Here is a 16,914-nt window from a genome sequence, read left to right as displayed (position 1 = left end):
AACCTGTCAAAAGTCAATGAAAAACGTCCTATCCACCAGGAATAGAACGTTTTTCATCCCTTTTTACTTCTCAACAACTGGATTTGGCTGGACTACTCGCTTTCCTACCGTTAACGATAAGACGAAACAAACGAATAAAACGATAGCCGCTGCTGCATATGGAAAGTTGATATCAATATCAAATAAAATCCCAGCAACAAGAGGCCCCGCGATGTTTCCTAAGCTGGTGTAAGCAGAATTTAAGCCGGCTACGTAGCCCTGCTGTTCTTGAGCAAGTTTTGACATTTGTGTACTAATAGCTGGTCGCAAAATATCGATTGCTAAAAACAGCGTAAACGTTACGACAACAATTAGCCAGTATGCATGCGTGAACAAAGTTAAAAGTACGAATAAGCCCGCTACGAACAGACAGGTTGAAATAACCTTTTTCTCGCCAAATTTATTAATAATCCAACCAAAGATAGTGAGCTGAACAACTGCTCCTGCAATGGAGCCAAATGTGATAATAAATGCTATATCTTTTGGCGTAAACCCAAATTTCTGATCTACAAACAAGCCAAACACCGTCTCATAATTCGCTAAGCCAAACGATGCAACAAATACAATAATTAAGCTTAAAAAGTACGGTTCCTTATAAGAGTTGCGTAACTGTGTAAATAAGCTCTGTTTTTCCGTTTGAAGTGGATCAGCCTTTACGCGTTCTTCCATCGGTGATTCAGGGAGAACAAATAGTGTAAGTAAAGCTGCGAAAGCCCCCGCCACCGCCGCTGAATAAAACGGTACTCGCATACCAAATTCAGCAATGAATCCACCGATTCCAGGGCCAATGATGAAGCCGGTTGTGATGGCTGCATTGATGTATCCCATTCCTGTTGCCCGCTCTTTTGGAGTTGTAATATCAGCTGTATACGCCATAACAGCTGGCATAATTAATGCAGCGCTAATCCCCCCCAGCATACGAGCGCCAAACAATAGTGCAGGTGCATTTGCAATTCCAAATAGCCACTCTGACACAGCAAAGATTACCATGCCGATCACAATCATTTTTTTACGACCAAAAGAATCGGATAATCTACCTGCAACAGGTGAGAAGATAAGCTGTGTTAACGAAAATGCAGCGACAAGCATTCCGACAATACTTCCGCTAATTTGTAGCTCAATCATATAGGTTGGCATAATAGGAATCACAAGACCTATTCCCATAAACACCAAAAAGATGTTAAGCATTAAGAGTAGCATAGCCCCTTTATTTCTTAACAGTAATGACATAAATAACCCTCCAACTTTCTCTTGTGTTCTCTATAAAACACGAAAACTATTTTTGTTTTTTTAGTTTTTTCAGCCGATAAAAGAGACTGACTTCACAAAATAAAAGGTCTGTCAGACTCTGTCACATGCGCTCTATTTAAAATGTTGATTTGACCTTACTTGTTAAAAGGCCGTGCAATAACATATCAACAATCGTATCGAGCGCATCTGATACGGTTAGTCGATTTTCTAAAAAGAAACTTCGATCTAAGGTCGAATTTACAGCATCAATAATTACCTTCATCATTAAATCAAGGTTTCGATTTACAATAATCCCTTCTTCTATTCCTTGCTTCATTAGCTCTCTCAGTGAGTCCCACTGGTTCAAAGCAACGTTCAGCTGTTCCCACTGTGCCGGGTAATAGCGCTTCATTTGTTCAATGATACGCAAGTCATAGAAGTCATTATACTCTGGAATAACGGTAATCACTCGCTTGATTTTGTCCACTAAAGATAGATTTTCATTATTCATAATCGCTTCGGTCTTCTGATCAAAATCCTGTAGCGTTTGAGTGATAATGGTATCTAAAATCTCTACTTTGGACGAGAAATGTTCATACAGCGTCCGTTTACTAATGCCTAGCCTTTTGGCTAAGTCATCCATTGTAAATTTCATTCCTTTATGATGAATTTCTTCGATAAATGCCTGCATAATTCGATCTTTCATTATCAGTCCTCCTCGTGATAAACTCATAAAACATTTTTAGTTTTTCTATTTTATCATTCTATCGCACTTCTTATATAAGTACAAGAAAAAAACCCACTCGCTAACATAAGCAAGCAGGTTTCCTCTCAACAAATCGAATCATTTGGTTTTGGGTTCTTTAATCCGAACAATGGTCGGATAAACAGAGCTAGCGTTGTTCCTAGCATTGCCATAACCATCCATACCCAGCCGTGTAAGCTAAACGATGCAATTCCGCCAAAGTAAGCACCAATATTACAACCAAATGCTAAGCGAGAACCATAGCCCATTAATAAGCCACCTACAACTGCTGCTCCTGCAACTCCTGGCTTAATTTTACCAGGCTTAAACGTTCCTTGAGCCGCTGCTGAGATAAATGCACCTAAAATAATGCCAAAGTTCATTACGCTTGTTGAATCGGCAAGAACCGTTTGCGTTAATGCTTGACCATTTGCTCCTTGGAAATAACCCCAAGTCGAAACATCAATCCCTGTTGCCATTAACGCTTTACCACCCCATAAAGCAAATGCTGACGTAATGCCCCAAGGATTACCGCGTACTGTTAGCGTTAGAGCATTTAAAAGCGCTAAAACGATTGCTGCCGCAAATAATGGCCAAGAACCACGAATAACTTTTTTCCATCCTGTTGTTGTCGGAAGCTGTTTCATCATTGGCGGATTTTTCTTTTTAGCAATTTGAACTGTAATCCAGTAAATAACTGCAAATGCTACCATTTGAACAGCCCACGCGCCAAAATAACCAAGATTAGTTGATTCAGCTAACGAAATTGGTTGGAATGACGGCATGTCCTCCATCCAAAACGTGAAGTGATACGCGGCAAGCAATGAACCTGCAATAAATGAAACGAGTGTAATGATCATAGAAGACGAACCGCCACCGAGGTTATAGAGGGTACCGGACGCACATCCGTTTCCTAACTGCATTCCAATTCCGAATAAGAATGCTCCTACAACCACACTCACGCCTACTGGTGACACATAACCCGCTGGTGTTGTACCTGTAAAGCTAAATCCGGTACTTAAAATAATAGCAAATAGCGTTGAAGCTACCGCTAGCATAAGCATATGTGCCTGTAGGCCTTGTACATTTCCGACCGACATTAATCGTCTAAACGCTGAAGTAAAACCGAATCGTGCATATAGTAACGTCGCGCCAAGAGCGAGACCGATAATAAATAATACACCTTGCGTCCAATTTGTTGTATTGACAATCGCTGTTAGTAATATCACCGAAATTAAAATTCCGACAATAACTAACGGCTTTTGCATTGGACTAAGCTCCGTAACAACCGTTGTGCGAGCTGAATTAGTATGCTTAGAAGTTTGCACAGTTGTTGATGTCACGATATACACCTCATATCTTATAGATTTAGTAAGAATTAAACTTTTTTTATCGTACAACACATTTTCTATCCTGTAAACCTCTTTGCTCTCTTTTCATCGAAAGAGTTGATTTTCAACGCTTTATCCGTTACTTTTAACATTAGGTGATAAAAGTGAAAGTAGAAAAGTTGAAAAAAACGCTAAAAACTGTAGGTGTTGTAATTTTTGTTTTAATGTTTATTGTGAACTTAATTATTACTAAAGGAGCTATTGTGGATACGTTGATTCGCATGTCCTCCCTTATCATTCTCTTGCCTATCTTTTTATTTTTCGTCTATCAGATGGGCAAAACACACTACAAACGTTTGGAACAAGAAGAAAACGAGTAGGGAATTCCCTACTCGTTTATTATTAAATCGAATAATACACTTTTCCTGAAAGCTGTGGTAGCCAATCACCGTGCTCTTCAATTGTTAAGAGCTGCTAACTGCTGTGATAGATCTGAGGTATAACCTGGAACAATGCGCTGCAATCAACAATGCATAGGACTTCTACGCACGCTTTTTGCGGCAAGTTGCTAATTAGACCACCTGTGTTTAATACGTTATCTGTCAATACAACGGAAGCATGCGCTCCAGGTTTTTTAATCTCTTTTTTATGCTTTTTTCTTTCAATTATACTGTTTATGCACCGCTAGCCATCCGATTCATTGTTAAACCACTGCTATCTCGAATTACTAATTTTGTAGGTACCGTCACCTTTAGCGGAATCTTGCGCCCATTCATTTGTTCCATTAATTTCTAGCTTGCTTCTTCACGTTTTAATGGTGCTGATTGACGGAATGTTTGATTCAATCCGTCTCTTACGTACTGCTCATGTTTCATGATCCATGTTTTCATTAACACAACATACACAAGGGCTGCAGGGATTAAACCTAAGAACCACGAAAGATCTACGTTAATAAATGCAAGAGATGTACCAACAATGGTGGCGATGATGGCAGCAGGGTTCCATCCTTTAAATGCTGCAAATAGCTTGCCTTCATATAGAGGAGCGACATTGTAATTACCTTTATGAATCAAGTAAAAATCCGCTACCATAATCGCAAAAATCGGACCTAAGAAAGCAGAAACCACTGCGATAAATGTTAAGAATAATGAATCAGTCATGATAAACCATGGACATGTTACTACGCCTAGTATTCCAACAATCACGCATGCTTTTTCCCATGAAATTTTAAATATATCCATTGCCACAAGTACTGGAGGCATAATATTAGCTACTAAGTTTGTAGTGACTTGAGCTAGAGCAATAAAGATTAACACAATTATACTGGCTGCTACATTCGAAATATGATTTGAGATAATATCAACAGGATTCCAGACGCCAACGGCCGCTGCTCCTAAAATTCCAACGAACGGGAGTAAAATCATAGGTGGAACGATTCCAACAACATGAGCTCCTACAAACGTACCCGCTGTAGATTTACGCGGAAAGTAGCGAGTGTAATCTGAAATATTAATGAGCAATGCAGCAAATTGACCAATTAACACTGTCATCGCCAGCCAAAATGGAATTCCCCAGGAGCCTTCAGTGTTAGCAACTTTCTCAACTTCGAATCCAAAGGTTGATAAAAAGAGAAAAATCAGGTACACAATGCCCAGCATAATAATGACAGACCCTACAATTTCAATCCACTTAATCGATTGAATGCCTTTTGCTGATAGAAAAATTTGGAGCGCTTGAAATGCGAAAAACCAAACCCAAACGTTATCAAAACCGATCAGTCCCATAAACACTTGATTCAGCGCTTGCGCTCCCAGCCAGGATTGGACTCCATACCAGAATAACGCAGGGACCGCTCTCATTAATGCTGGAATTCGAGAGCCTACCGGACCAAAAGAAGACCTCAGCTGAACAACCATAGGAATCCCGTGTTTCCATCCTACTCGTCCATTTAGCGCAAATAACAATGCAGCGAGAATATTCGCTAAAATTAAAGCGATAAAAGCTTGAGTTAAATTCAGCTTTCCAAAAGGTGGAATTAAACTTGACCCTAACATAAATGAACCAACCATTACGGCATCTCCCCACCACATTGCTACATATGCTTTTGGACCTAAAATTCGATATTTCTCATGCGCAATCGGACGCAAATCAGCGTTTTGTTCCATTTGTTACTCATCCCCCTAAACCTAACTTTTCATGTTATAAAACATAACATTTAGTTTTTTTTAGTTTACAGGATGCTTAGTGTTAATTCATTAGAAAAAGAGTGAATTTTCAGTTTTTTATTTGTATATTTTCAACAAAAGAACTGCTAAATTTAATGTACATAATGACTTTGCTGAAGGCGTGTTCGGGTTCAATAATTGTACAAAAAAGCCGTTATAGCATAACGGCTTTTCCAAACAATTATTATAAATAAACACGTTCGATTGTTCTGTTCGCTTTCAACTGAAAGTTGGAATGACGTAGTCGCCACGAATTGGTTCTATACCGTTTTTAAACTGAATTTGCAGCGACTCACTTGTAAAGAGATGATGATCATTCATAACCTGAAAGTGAATATGAGGCTCTGTTGAATTACCTGAGTTTCCACAGCTTCCAATCCACTTCCCTTCATAAACAAAATCTCCTTCTTTTACTAAAATGCTTCCTTGCTTAAAGTGGGCTAATAAACTATATTCGCCGTTTCCATGATCAATTATCACATAGTTCCCTGCTGGGTGTTCTGTATCCACATCGCCGATTGAATTATCTTTTAATCCATCTACTATGGCAACGACTTTTCCTTCAGCCGGCGCCACTACCTTTTGGTTAAATGCATAATAGTCTTCTAGTTCATCACCATACTCTTTGTACGTGCTTTCATCACGCTGAATAACTAAATCATAAGCATAGCGCTGTGAGAGAACTGGATAATGATAGTTTAACAGCGCGTTCGTACCTCCCCATAGCACAAACCACTCTTTGTTAATAGGCATTCTATATGTACGCGATGTTTTGCATATGTTCTCTTGCTGTTCAAGTAGCTGAAGCTCTAAACCAACAATTGTTCCATCACTTTCAACAAATAAGCTAATTCCTTTATGTCTCTTACCATCAACCCAGATATATTGTTGAACAGACGACGTGATGGAAAGAAGCGTTTCTAAACTATATTTCTCAACTCCTTGATTGAACTCTTCGCTCATATGTAAAAAGTCTGCAAACGGTATTTCTGACTGAAATTCTTCGCTTAATTGATGATAAATAACGGCAAACTCACCAGCTAAAAAAAACTCAGCAAACTCTTCGATTTGAAATTTTGTTTTGGTATGTTTTGGTTTCATTACATTATTCCCCTTTTCAACACACATTGTTTATCTTTTTCTTCCTTACTTAGTAATACGAATAACAACTTTAAAAAGTTTCTTATTTTGTAAAATTTATCTATGTTTTTCCTGGTATGTTGAAACAGAGGTAAAAATAAAGAGCTCATTTTACAAGTTGGCTTGACTAAAAGATCCATCGTTCCATTAGCCATTATGAAATGATATGACGTAAATGAAACGTTCATGAAGGCTGTGCAGGCTCAGCTATACGATGCAAGGTTAAACGACTTTGTTCCAGAAGAGCCAACCTTTGAAATTCAACTCCACCAAAAGTAAATGCTGACTTTACCATACGGAATAACGAAAAATATAGATTGAATTGTTTTAAACATGGATGACAAACATGCTTTCGGGGTATTGAAATGTATTAAATAGAAGCTGAAAGAAGCACTGGAATAACCCAGTGCTTCTTTCGTTTTTATTTACCTTTTTTAAGCATATAGTTGTCATTTGAATGTTTAATAACAATATCAAAGTCCTTATGAAGCTCATGCATAAATACATTATATTGAATTCTACGTTCTTGATGGGTCCTCCTTAAATAATTGAGATCCATTCCTCTTTCGAACACATCGCGTTCACTTCTCCTCACTAGCTCAGTTTCTCCATCAGTATATAAATAAATTTTCAAATCGTACAAACTCAAATCGGTAAAAGCTACGCTCATTCCTTCTATAATATTCACCTGTTTTTTCGAAGAAATTAGGATACTCTTTGAATAGCTCGTTCCGATTGTATAAAAGTCTAAAGATTTTTTTATCATTTGAATATCTCTTTCTAAAGCATAGCGATTATGAGCTGCAGGATGACAAGCCGTCACCTTGCTCTCATGTAATCTCCCATTATATTCATAGCTCATTAGAGTGTTTTTCCTAAGTTCAGAGTCAACAATATAAGGATCCGTATTAATATAGTTGGTTTTTTCTTTTCCAAGCACATTTATGAGACTTTGAGCAAATGTTGTTTTTCCAGATGCACCGTGACCTGAGATTCCAATTATCATCTTTTCATTCTTACCCTTAATTAAGCTGGCTACGTCTCGAACAACCTGATCCATAATTTCCTCCACATTTTTTGATTTTATCAATACAAGAGTTTATCAACCTGTAAATAAAGCGCTTTCTTATTTTATCAGTATACATACTAATAAACTACAGCAAAAAAAGCTGAGAATATCTATTCTCAGCTTTTCTATTGATATCTTTTTAGCAATTAATCTCTCTTTTATTACTTTGCTTTAATTCCCTCTTCACCATATACTTCACCCAGATCCTTTTTAAATAACCTGGCTGGGTATGCAAAATAATAAACAATTGAAGCAGCAAAGATTCCTACAATAATATAAATGAGCGGAATCGCACGCTTAAAAAGTATTAAATCTGTTGTCAGAACGCTGTATTTCACGATGCTAAATAAACATAGTACGCCTAACGAAAGTGCAATGATTGGAACAGCAGGATAGTTGACCTTAAACGGTCTTACTAAGTTTGGCTCTTTCTTTCGTAAAACAAAGAGGGACACTAAGCTAATGCAGTACATCGTCATTGCACCAAACACGGCTAGAATGATAAGTGCATTTGCAAACGTCGCGGACCCTGCACAAATCACACCGACTGCCCCTGGAATAAGCAGTCCTCCTACTGGCACACCCTTCTTATTGGTTTTTGCAAGAAATTTTGGAAAGTAGCCTTCTCGCGCTAGCGCATACGTTTGACGAGAGAACCCCATAATAATTCCATTTAAGCTTGCAATGAGCCCGAATAATCCAATGATTGCAATTGTAATAGAAAGTGCATTACCATCATAGACAAGCGCTAATGCCTGTGGAAGTGGATAATCTGCCGAAGCTCCTGTGCCGCTTCCTCCCCCTAATCCTGCTGTCACAAATAGCGTGAAAATAGTAGCCGTTGCTAGTGTAATAATGGCAGCAATAAACCCTTTAGGAATGTTCTTTTGTGGATTCTCAACTTCTTCTGCCGCCATAGCTCCACCTTCAATCGCCAAGTAAAACCAAACAGCAAAGGGAATAGCAGCTAAAATACCCGAAGGCCCGTTTAAGAACGATTGTTCATTAAATAGATTGCTTGTTTCGATATGCGGCAGTCCGCTCACATAGAAGATTGCTAAGCCAATAAGTGCTAGAATCGTAGCGCTTAGCTCGATTAAAGCCACTTCCTTAACACCGATTAAATTAACGAGAATAAAAAAGATAAAGACACCAACGGTTGCATATACGGGATTAATCGATGGAATTAAAAAATTCAGATACGCACCTGTTGACACGGCAATAGCGGGCGGTGCAAACACAAATTCAAGTAAACAGGCAATTCCAGCTATAAATCCTCCAAACGAGCCCATTGCTCTCCTTGCGTAAGCTGACGGTCCACCTGCTTGCGGAATTGACGTTGATAGTTCGGCATAGCTAAACATAAAAGTTGTATAGAAAATCGTTACGATTAAGGTGGCAACTGCAAGGCCTAAGATTCCCCCTGCTTCAAATCCATAGTTCCACCCAAAATATTGTCCTGAAATAACCATCCCTACTGAAATAGCCCAAAGGTGAATGGGTTTTAGATGTTTTTGTAACGCCATTCTAACTCCTCCTTTTATCTGTGTTATGTTGACTGATAAAAACGATTAAATAACGAGGTGAACACCGCTTGTTTGCTGCTGAATCATTTGATGAATAACTGTACCGATATGCGCAGCTGCTTCTAACGGAGGAGTACCGCCGCGATGAATATTAGAAATCACCATGCGGTCGGACTCTTTTTTCCCTTTTTGTGGCTGATAGCACATGTATGCACTCATCGACTCTGCGCTGACAAGTCCAGGCCGTTCTCCAATAAGTAAAACGAGTGCTTTTGGAGCTAAAATATCACCGATATCATCCATGCATGCAACCCTCCCTCCTTTTACAAAGAAAGAAGTACCAACACTGAGATCATACGAACCCAATGAATCAACCAAAGCTGGATAAACATCGCGAATATTTGCTTCGATTGCATTTGCGCTCAATCCGTCAGAAACAACGATTTGAACGTCTGGCTGCTTTCGACAGTTACACTTTAACTGTTCTTTTGCGATCTCTGACAGCAACCTTCCTTGGTCAGGGAATTTTAGATAATGTTCTTTTGACGTACTCTTTGTATCAACCGAAAACAATTCTAAATATTCCAATAATTTATGATCCACTTCACTGTACACCGCATCGACAGCAGCTGCATGATCTGTTCGAAAGGCTAATACATCAGCAGTTAGTGGCCTTGTCCCTGTTCGTCCTACACCGATTCGGGCTGGCGTAAAACCTTTTAAGCGAGCTAGCAGCTGTTCTTTTTCATTTGTCATCATTTCATCCCTCCTAACACACCGTTCATAAAAATGGTTGGGTCACCCGCTTTGGACGTAAATCGATTGTTTTCCATAATGCCATACTCTTCTAACCACTGCTTAAAGATAGGGGTCGGGCTCTGGTTTAAAATCCGTCGAACCGTCGCGATATCATGATAGCTTAGCGATTGATAGTTTAGCATGCAGTCATCAGCCATCGGTACACCGATTACAAAGTTTACGCCCGCTGTGCCAAGCAGCATACTTAAGTTATCCATATCATTTTGGTCAACGTTCATATGATTCGTATAGCACACGTCCACTCCCATTGGTAAGCCGTGCATTTTTCCCATAAAATGATCTTCTATACCTGCTCTTGTTACTTGCTTACTGTCGTATAAATACTCTGGACCGATAAACCCAACAACCGTGTTGACTAAAAAAGGGTTAAACTGACGCGCCAATCCGTAACACCTTGCTTCAAGCGTGACTTGATCAATATCATAATGAGCTTCGGCAGAAAGCTCAGATCCTTGACCAGTTTCGAAATACCAGCGATTTGGCCCTACCGCGGTACCTTTTTCATTAATCAATGCAGTTGCTTCTTTTAACATCGAAAGCGAAATACCAAACGATTCGTTTCCTGCTTGGGTTCCCGCTAAGCTTTGAAAGATTAAATCTGCTGAAGCGCCTTTTTCAATCGCACGCATTTGAGTGGTCACATGTGCAAGAACGCAGTTTTGGGTAGGAATTTGAAATTCATGAATAATTGACTTTGTTTCATTTAATAGCGCATAAATATTTTCAGTTGTATCAATAACAGGATTAATACCGATAACCGCATCGCCAATACCATAGCTGAGTGCTTCATATAAAGACGCACGCATTCCGGCCAAATTATCTGAGGGATGATTTGGCTGCGCTCGAGATGCGAGTACTCCTTTCATACCAATAGTTGTCTGACAAGTTGTCTTCACTTCGATTTTAGAAACGGCTTGAATTAAATCTAGGTTCGACATAATTTTAGTGACTGCTGCAATCATTTCACTTGTTAGTCCTTTGGCGATATAAAGTAAGTCTCCCCCTTCATGCTGATCTTCTAGTACATACTCGCGAAGATCCGCCACCGTCCAATTTTGAATGACTTTAAAAATTCCTTCATGTACCTGTTCTTCAATAAGTGCTGATACATCGTCTTGTTCAGGACTTAAAACTGGGTATTCTCGAATTTCTTTTAGTGTCAAGTTTGCTAATACTTGCTTAGCTGCCATTCGCTCTTTCATCGAGCTTGCTGCAATTCTTGCTAATTCATCTCCCGAGCGCGCTTCGTTTGCCTTTGCCATAATTTCCTTTAAGCTTCTAAATACAAACTGTTCTCCTAATACTGTACACGACTTAATCATCGTTTCATCCCCTTTTAAAAAGCTAATGTCTTTACTGATACAGTGACTGCTTCTCCAACGGTTTTCATGCCGATATCAATGTAATCTCCATACGTAAAATCAATGCCATCAAGCACTATAACTTTCAATGCTTTGTTACGCTTTTGAATAGCTTGTCCAAGCGCTTTTGCTAAATCTTGCTCACATAAAACGATGAGGCAAGGTGCCTGTGAGAAAAAGTACGTATAGCTCTTGTATAGAGCTTCTGCTAACTCTTGTAGCATAGTGTACGTGCAGGTAGTAAAAGCTTGCAGCGCAATAGCTGCTACTTGTCCTTCACAATCAAATATGGTGTTCGCATGGGATAGCGTACTTTGTAGTCTTTTCACAAAAGACGGTTCGTTCCATACTCCATTTTTCTCTACGTCTACTTTAACAATTGGAATGTTTTTCAGAGGCAAACAATCTTCTGCTATGTATACTGTCGCTCCGCTTACTTCCGTATTTTGCATGCCTGCACCAATGACCGTTGCTCGAGCTGTTTCTGGTGCTGCCTCTCCTCCTCTTTTTCTTAAGCTTGCTGCTAAAAGTGGACCAATGTCACCGAATGTCGCAGTTTCCTTCAGCGTAGTAGGCGAGTGTTCATTCATCATCTTTCCAACTCCACCTGAAACAAGCACTTTTTCAACGGCTGGTAAAGGTTGCTTTAGAGGTTCTAAAAGAAGCACAGAAGATGTCCGGTCGCACCCTCTTAGAAAACTTAGAAGTTCATCTGCTAAGCTGTCACTCAGCATCGCAGCTTGTCTAAAATCTATCATTTTACCAACCTGCATAGTAGATTGATGTTCCTGTAAAAAAGGATTTAAAAACGGTGAAATATAGTCCAAACGACCACTTTCTTGAATTCGGACTAACCGTCCTCCGATGTGAAATGTAAATGTGCCAATAACCTTTCCACCTTCACACAGAGCAACGTTAGCCGTTCCTCCTCCGACGTCAACATTAGCGATGACTCCTTCTGTTTCTTTGGACAGCGCAACCGCACCGGAACCTTTGGCTGCCAACATCCCTTCTAAGTCCGCACCAGCTGTTGCTACGACAAAATCTCCAGCTCGATTAGCTAAATAATGTAAGATTTTTTCTGCATTTTCTTTTCTGGCCGTTTCTCCTGTAATTATGACGGCACCCGATTCCACATCTTGAAGAGCTACGTTTACTTTTTGATACTCTACCTGAAGCAATTCACTGAGTGCTTCAACATCAATTTCAGTCTCTGTTTTTAAAGGCGTTGTGTAAATCTCGCTTTGATAAGTAACCTTTCGATCCACAATATCACAGCTAGGTAGCGAAAAGGCGCCGTTGACCTGATTGACTAAAAGCTCACTTACAATCAGCTTTGTGGTACTTGTTCCAATATCAAGCCCAATGCTTGTAATCCACCGTGTTGTCATATAATCATCCTTTAATTGGTTACGTTATGTTAACATTAAACTAAATAAATGAATCCAACAGCAAAGATGTAAGAAAACATAACATGATTTTTTGTCACCTTCTCTACCATCACTTTATAAAAAAGAGGATGGACATAATAAAACAGATTTTTAAAAAGACGAATAACCTCTTTTCTCATCCCCTTACGTTGTCAGAACACGTTCGTTCCATTGCGCTGCGGGATCTCAGCTTTCCCTCTCTTTCCCGCAGGAGTCCCGTACCCTATGCTCCATTCCCCCCCTGTTTCAAACACTGTTTTCCCCACCAACAAAAAACCTGAACGATTAAAAGTTATGAACTTTCAATCGTTCAGGTTTTTTGTTGACTGAATTACTTATGCCCCAGCCTCTTTCTATTATTCTTCCAGGGCTAAATTTTTAGTAATAACATAGTATTCACTTTTCGTCATTTGCCACCCTTTCACATTTTCCTTATATGCAACAAAATTATTTGGATGGACAATGGCGGAGTGTAAGGCTTCATCATTAATTATTTTACCCGCTTGCCTTGTTAACCCCACGCGCTTTTGCTCGTCAACAGTTTCGTTTAACTGCTTAATTAAACGACTAAGCGCTTGATTATCATAATGACCTACGTTATAAAAACCATCTTTTCCATAAACACTATTTAAATAATAAGAAGAATCACCGCGTGGGGCTGTAATTAAGCTGTATGTAGCTATCCCCCAATCAGAATTTGTCGTCATATATTCATCCATATTTTCAACTTGCTGTATGTCAACTTTGACCCCAATTTTTTTCGCTTCCGATTGGATAAGCTGGGCCATTAAGGGCAGTTCTGGGCGATATGGGTATGTTAAAATCGTGAACGATAGCTGCTTACCTTCTTTGACTGCTTGGTTGTTTTCAACTTTGTAGCCTGCTTTTTTTAAGTATTCTTTAGCGGAATCTGGACCAGATTCTTTTTTAGGAGCATCGTAAGCAAAAGAAAACTCCTTTAAAAATGGGCCGTTTGCTGCTACGCCTTGTCCTGCAAGCGTATAGTCTACAACGTCTTGACGATTTAAAAGGACATCAAACGCTTTTCTCACGTTAACGTCTTTAAACGCTTCGATGTTCGTGTTGTATAAAAGCATTTGCGTGCGCAAACTGGGAACGACGTCGACTACAAGTGACGGATCTTTCTTTAGTAGCTCTAAGCTTTCAATTTCAGGGCGATACACGATATCAGCTTCTCCAGATTGCAGAGCAGCTGTCCGTGCATTTGCATCTTCATTGTATAACATTGTAACGCGATCTAATTTGGGGTCACCGTCCCAGTACTGATCATACTTTTTTAGCTCTAGTTTACTGTTTGGCTGAGAAGATACCGCTTCAAACGGTCCCGTTCCCACTGGGTGTGCTTCAATATTCTTTTCTGTTACGTCGATAATAGCAGTATTTGGGTGAACAAGTTCAGACGGCAATGAAACAACAGGCTCTTGTGTTAAAATCATTAGTTTTTGACCATCTGCTTTCATTTCTTTTATTTTTAATGAAGCTTTCATTGCTTCACTCACCTTCACCGTACGTTCTAACGATGCTTTTACCGCTTTAGCGTCCAACGCTTTTCCATTTTGAAACGTAACCCCATCTCGAATGATAAACTCCCAAGTTGTTCCGTTATCTAACGCTTTCCAGCTTTCAGCTAACCAAGGCTCAATGTGTGAATCTTCTGTTGTTTTTACTAATGTTTCCACAACGCCTGCTCGCAGCGGCGTATAGTTAAGCTGGGGGTCTAGCGTATCTGTTGGAAAGTTAGATAAAAAGGTAAGCGTATTGGAATTAGAAATTGCAGAGCTGTTTGCTTGATTTCCAGAGCAAGCTGTAAGCATGCACACCGCTACTCCCATCATGATTGCTGTTTTCCATATCTGTCTTTTCATGTCGTAATCCTCCAAAGTATGTATCTTAGCAAATAATGCTAATCATAATTTCAAAAGTTTACGAGTTTTCTAACTTTTTGTCAATTAGCTTTTTGCTTAACTTTTGAACTCGGGAGCGCTCTTGATACGTTGTTCCAATAATACCAATCATAATAGCTATACCGCCAATCCAATGAAAATAAGACAAGTGCTCATGTAAAAATGCTACGCCTGCTACTACGCCAATTAGCGTAGCTAAATTGGTAAATACGCTCATCTGTGCTGCTTGAATAGTTTTTAATGCATAGTTGGATAAAAAAGCTGTAATAAGAGAAGAAAATATACCTAAATATGCTACTGATAGCAAAAATCCCAGTTGAAACAGCGGTTTAAAGAATGTTGCCAGCGAGCCATTAAGGCTATGATGAACAACTGCCACTCCGTTAAAGCCAATAAACCCAACGAACATCATAACGTATGTAAGCTCAATGGTAGAATAAGAACGTGTCAGTTTACGAGCCAGTACGTTGTAAGAAGCATTTGATAAAGCTGCTAGTAAAATAAACAGAGCACCTAAGCTTCCACTGGCTGAGAAATTTACGCCTTTCATTGCCAGTATGTATACAATGCCAGAAACGGATAATAGAATCGAAAACTTTTGACGAGGTGTTGACGTTTCTTTTAATAGATAAGTAGCAAGGAGCAAAGTAAAAATTGGAACTGACGCTTGAATAATGCTTGCTTCAGAGGATGTGGTATATAAAAGACCAAGCGCTTGAAAGCCAAAATAACATATTGGAAATAAAAGACCTAAAGGCAAAATCCGAAGAACATCGTGCCTATTCACCTTCATTTTCTTTTTGTTTACAAGCAGAAGCAGCGAAGCAACTATAAAGGATAACGTAAAGCGGTGAGCAAGTACGTCAATGACCCCTGCATAATTTAGCGCTACTTTTACAATCATGAGTGCAAACCCTGTAATGATTGCATATAAAAAAGCTGAGCCAAATGCTTTTTGAACATTTGTCAAATAATCCTCTCCTTTTGAAGCAATTGTGCGGATGTACTTCACTAATCTTTTATACAAGTATACAAAAAAGCCCTTGTTTTACAACAAGAGTTTTTCTTACGCTTCAATCAGCGTGAGCTTTTCCATAATTGCTTCACGCGGCTTAGGTGCCGGAACGTCATCAAATTTACCTAACATGAGTACACCGACAATGGCTTCATCTTCTTTTACATCTACTATTTTTCTGAATCCAGGTTGATGAATAAGCTTTCCTGTTTTCCACAGAACTCCAATTTCTTGTTCCCACGCTAGCAGTAAAAAATTTTGGATAAAAGCAGACACAGCGCTGAAATCTTCTTCTTGCTTCATTTCATTTTCATCTTTAGGGACCGTAACAACAATATTGGCCTGTGATTGGGAAAATTTTTCTGCCATCTTTCCTATTTTTTTTGCTGCCCCTTCATCAGAAACTTGTTTGGACAAGTTTCTCATCCCCTCACTTAGTGATTTGTTGCCTTTTCCATAGAACATCACAAGTCGCCACGGCTGACGTAGCTTATGGTTTGGAGCCCATGATGCATCATCTAAAAGTTGGATAATAGTCTCTTTCTCAATTGGATTATTGTTAAACATACGAATGGTTCTTCTTTCTCTTATTACGTCTCGAATGGATGCTGACATTTTAATCGTTCCTTTCACCTATAGATTTGTATTAGCTATTTTGAATTAAAAATCGCACGGCTTGCGAAATATCCATGTTGTGTTGTTCACAAAATGTAAGAAGTTTATCATATGTATTGGCGTCTAAGCGTACATGAATCGATTCAGTAAGCTTTGCATTATCAAGATCCTTTGAAACTTTCCGCTTGTCTTCTTTAAACATACCTCGGTGTACGGATAACGTCGCGCTTCCGCGATCAGCAATTTGCTTTTCACATTCTCTCTCATTCCAAAACTCTTCAACTCGCTTCATGCGTTCATCAAGTCGCTCTTGAAACTCTGTACTTTCAAAATTTGCTCCGTTACGCTTGGCTTTATGGATAAACTTTTGAAACATAAATTCCCGGTATTCTTCGTAGCTTTTAAATGATATCACTCTCATATGATTACCCTCACATTTGTTCT

At 39.2% G+C, this 16,914-nt stretch carries 15 protein-coding genes and 1 pseudogene; 1 reads left to right on the top strand and 15 read right to left on the bottom strand.

What is annotated here, in order from left to right; all coding sequences use genetic code 11:
* Positions 1 to 63 precede the first annotated feature (63 nt).
* The 3 genes from V2145_RS07815 to V2145_RS07805 form a co-directional block, all read right to left on the bottom strand.
* Entirely contained in the window at positions 64 to 1,269 is a 1,206-nt protein-coding gene (locus V2145_RS07815) for an MFS transporter (protein ID WP_131887798.1), read from the bottom strand.
* Positions 1,270 to 1,405: 136 nt separating this feature from the next.
* Positions 1,406 to 1,975 carry a TetR/AcrR family transcriptional regulator gene (locus V2145_RS07810; protein WP_311857830.1) on the bottom strand — a complete coding sequence of 190 codons (570 nt, stop codon included), beginning with the start codon at positions 1,973 to 1,975 and terminating at the stop codon, positions 1,406 to 1,408.
* Between the two features lie 125 nt (positions 1,976 to 2,100).
* Positions 2,101 to 3,282 (bottom strand): YeeE/YedE family protein, encoded by a 1,182-nt coding sequence (locus V2145_RS07805; protein ID WP_094910550.1) that lies wholly within the window; start codon positions 3,280 to 3,282, stop codon positions 2,101 to 2,103.
* A 227-nt stretch (positions 3,283 to 3,509) separates the two neighbouring features.
* Between V2145_RS07805 and V2145_RS07800 the strand changes: the two genes are divergently transcribed.
* Complete coding sequence (locus V2145_RS07800; RefSeq protein ID WP_094910270.1) at positions 3,510 to 3,725, top strand: hypothetical protein; 216 nt, start codon at positions 3,510 to 3,512, stop codon at positions 3,723 to 3,725.
* A gap of 83 nt (positions 3,726 to 3,808) precedes the next feature.
* On the opposite strand, the pseudogene V2145_RS07795 reads toward V2145_RS07800, so the two are convergent.
* The 12 genes and pseudogenes from V2145_RS07795 to V2145_RS07740 form a co-directional block, all read right to left on the bottom strand.
* Positions 3,809 to 3,942 (bottom strand): annotated as a pseudogene (locus V2145_RS07795) (alpha-glucosidase/alpha-galactosidase); the annotation flags it as partial.
* A gap of 194 nt (positions 3,943 to 4,136) precedes the next feature.
* Positions 4,137 to 5,510 carry an NCS1 family transporter gene (locus V2145_RS07790; protein WP_311857820.1) on the bottom strand — a complete coding sequence of 458 codons (1,374 nt, stop codon included), beginning with the start codon at positions 5,508 to 5,510 and terminating at the stop codon, positions 4,137 to 4,139.
* Positions 5,511 to 5,789: 279 nt separating this feature from the next.
* Positions 5,790 to 6,671 carry a M23 family metallopeptidase gene (locus V2145_RS07785; RefSeq protein WP_330987495.1) on the bottom strand — a complete coding sequence of 294 codons (882 nt, stop codon included), beginning with the start codon at positions 6,669 to 6,671 and terminating at the stop codon, positions 5,790 to 5,792.
* 460 nt (positions 6,672 to 7,131) lie between these two features.
* Complete coding sequence (locus V2145_RS07780) at positions 7,132 to 7,770, bottom strand: uridine kinase family protein (protein WP_330987494.1); 639 nt, start codon at positions 7,768 to 7,770, stop codon at positions 7,132 to 7,134.
* Between the two features lie 170 nt (positions 7,771 to 7,940).
* Positions 7,941 to 9,305: an ethanolamine permease gene (gene eat / locus V2145_RS07775; protein ID WP_131887801.1), complete on the bottom strand. Its 1,365-nt coding sequence runs from the start codon at positions 9,303 to 9,305 to the stop codon at positions 7,941 to 7,943.
* 45 nt (positions 9,306 to 9,350) lie between these two features.
* A complete protein-coding gene (gene eutC / locus V2145_RS07770; RefSeq protein WP_094910274.1) occupies positions 9,351 to 10,064 on the bottom strand; it encodes an ethanolamine ammonia-lyase subunit EutC in 714 nt (237 codons plus the stop codon).
* Complete coding sequence (locus V2145_RS07765) at positions 10,061 to 11,446, bottom strand: ethanolamine ammonia-lyase subunit EutB (protein ID WP_094910275.1); 1,386 nt, start codon at positions 11,444 to 11,446, stop codon at positions 10,061 to 10,063. The genes eutC and V2145_RS07765 overlap by 4 nt, the downstream gene beginning before the upstream one ends.
* Before the next feature lie 14 nt (positions 11,447 to 11,460).
* The gene (locus V2145_RS07760; RefSeq protein ID WP_094910276.1) at positions 11,461 to 12,876 is read right to left on the bottom strand and encodes an ethanolamine ammonia-lyase reactivating factor EutA; all 1,416 of its coding nucleotides are present in this window, start codon (positions 12,874 to 12,876) and stop codon (positions 11,461 to 11,463) included.
* A gap of 395 nt (positions 12,877 to 13,271) precedes the next feature.
* A complete protein-coding gene (gene nikA, locus V2145_RS07755) occupies positions 13,272 to 14,801 on the bottom strand; it encodes a nickel ABC transporter substrate-binding protein (protein ID WP_131887802.1) in 1,530 nt (509 codons plus the stop codon).
* A gap of 58 nt (positions 14,802 to 14,859) precedes the next feature.
* The gene (locus tag V2145_RS07750; protein WP_205687716.1) at positions 14,860 to 15,810 is read right to left on the bottom strand and encodes a DMT family transporter; all 951 of its coding nucleotides are present in this window, start codon (positions 15,808 to 15,810) and stop codon (positions 14,860 to 14,862) included.
* A gap of 96 nt (positions 15,811 to 15,906) precedes the next feature.
* A complete protein-coding gene (locus V2145_RS07745; protein ID WP_330987493.1) occupies positions 15,907 to 16,470 on the bottom strand; it encodes a nitroreductase family protein in 564 nt (187 codons plus the stop codon).
* A gap of 31 nt (positions 16,471 to 16,501) precedes the next feature.
* A complete protein-coding gene (locus tag V2145_RS07740; protein ID WP_330987492.1) occupies positions 16,502 to 16,891 on the bottom strand; it encodes a hypothetical protein in 390 nt (129 codons plus the stop codon).
* Positions 16,892 to 16,914 lie beyond the last annotated feature (23 nt).

This window comes from Priestia sp. GS2 (assembly GCF_036409025.1).
GTDB lineage: Bacteria > Bacillota > Bacilli > Bacillales > Bacillaceae_H > Priestia > Priestia aryabhattai_A.
This window is presented reverse-complemented; position numbering and strand designations above follow the sequence as displayed.

Bases quoted from the DNA above. Each gene is read 5' to 3' on its own strand.
- V2145_RS07815 (WP_131887798.1), bottom strand. From the start codon at position 1,269: ATGTCATTACTGTTAAGAAATAAAGGGGCTATGCTACTCTTAATGCTT.
- V2145_RS07810 (WP_311857830.1), bottom strand. From the start codon at position 1,975: ATGAAAGATCGAATTATGCAGGCATTTATCGAAGAAATTCATCATAAA.
- V2145_RS07805 (WP_094910550.1), bottom strand. From the start codon at position 3,282: ATGCAAAAGCCGTTAGTTATTGTCGGAATTTTAATTTCGGTGATATTA.
- V2145_RS07790 (WP_311857820.1), bottom strand. From the start codon at position 5,510: ATGGAACAAAACGCTGATTTGCGTCCGATTGCGCATGAGAAATATCGA.
- V2145_RS07785 (WP_330987495.1), bottom strand. From the start codon at position 6,671: ATGAAACCAAAACATACCAAAACAAAATTTCAAATCGAAGAGTTTGCT.
- V2145_RS07780 (WP_330987494.1), bottom strand. From the start codon at position 7,770: ATGGATCAGGTTGTTCGAGACGTAGCCAGCTTAATTAAGGGTAAGAAT.
- eat (WP_131887801.1), bottom strand. From the start codon at position 9,305: ATGGCGTTACAAAAACATCTAAAACCCATTCACCTTTGGGCTATTTCA.
- eutC (WP_094910274.1), bottom strand. From the start codon at position 10,064: ATGATGACAAATGAAAAAGAACAGCTGCTAGCTCGCTTAAAAGGTTTT.
- V2145_RS07765 (WP_094910275.1), bottom strand. From the start codon at position 11,446: ATGATTAAGTCGTGTACAGTATTAGGAGAACAGTTTGTATTTAGAAGC.
- V2145_RS07760 (WP_094910276.1), bottom strand. From the start codon at position 12,876: ATGACAACACGGTGGATTACAAGCATTGGGCTTGATATTGGAACAAGT.
- nikA (WP_131887802.1), bottom strand. From the start codon at position 14,801: ATGAAAAGACAGATATGGAAAACAGCAATCATGATGGGAGTAGCGGTG.
- V2145_RS07745 (WP_330987493.1), bottom strand. From the start codon at position 16,470: ATGTCAGCATCCATTCGAGACGTAATAAGAGAAAGAAGAACCATTCGT.
- V2145_RS07740 (WP_330987492.1), bottom strand. From the start codon at position 16,891: ATGAGAGTGATATCATTTAAAAGCTACGAAGAATACCGGGAATTTATG.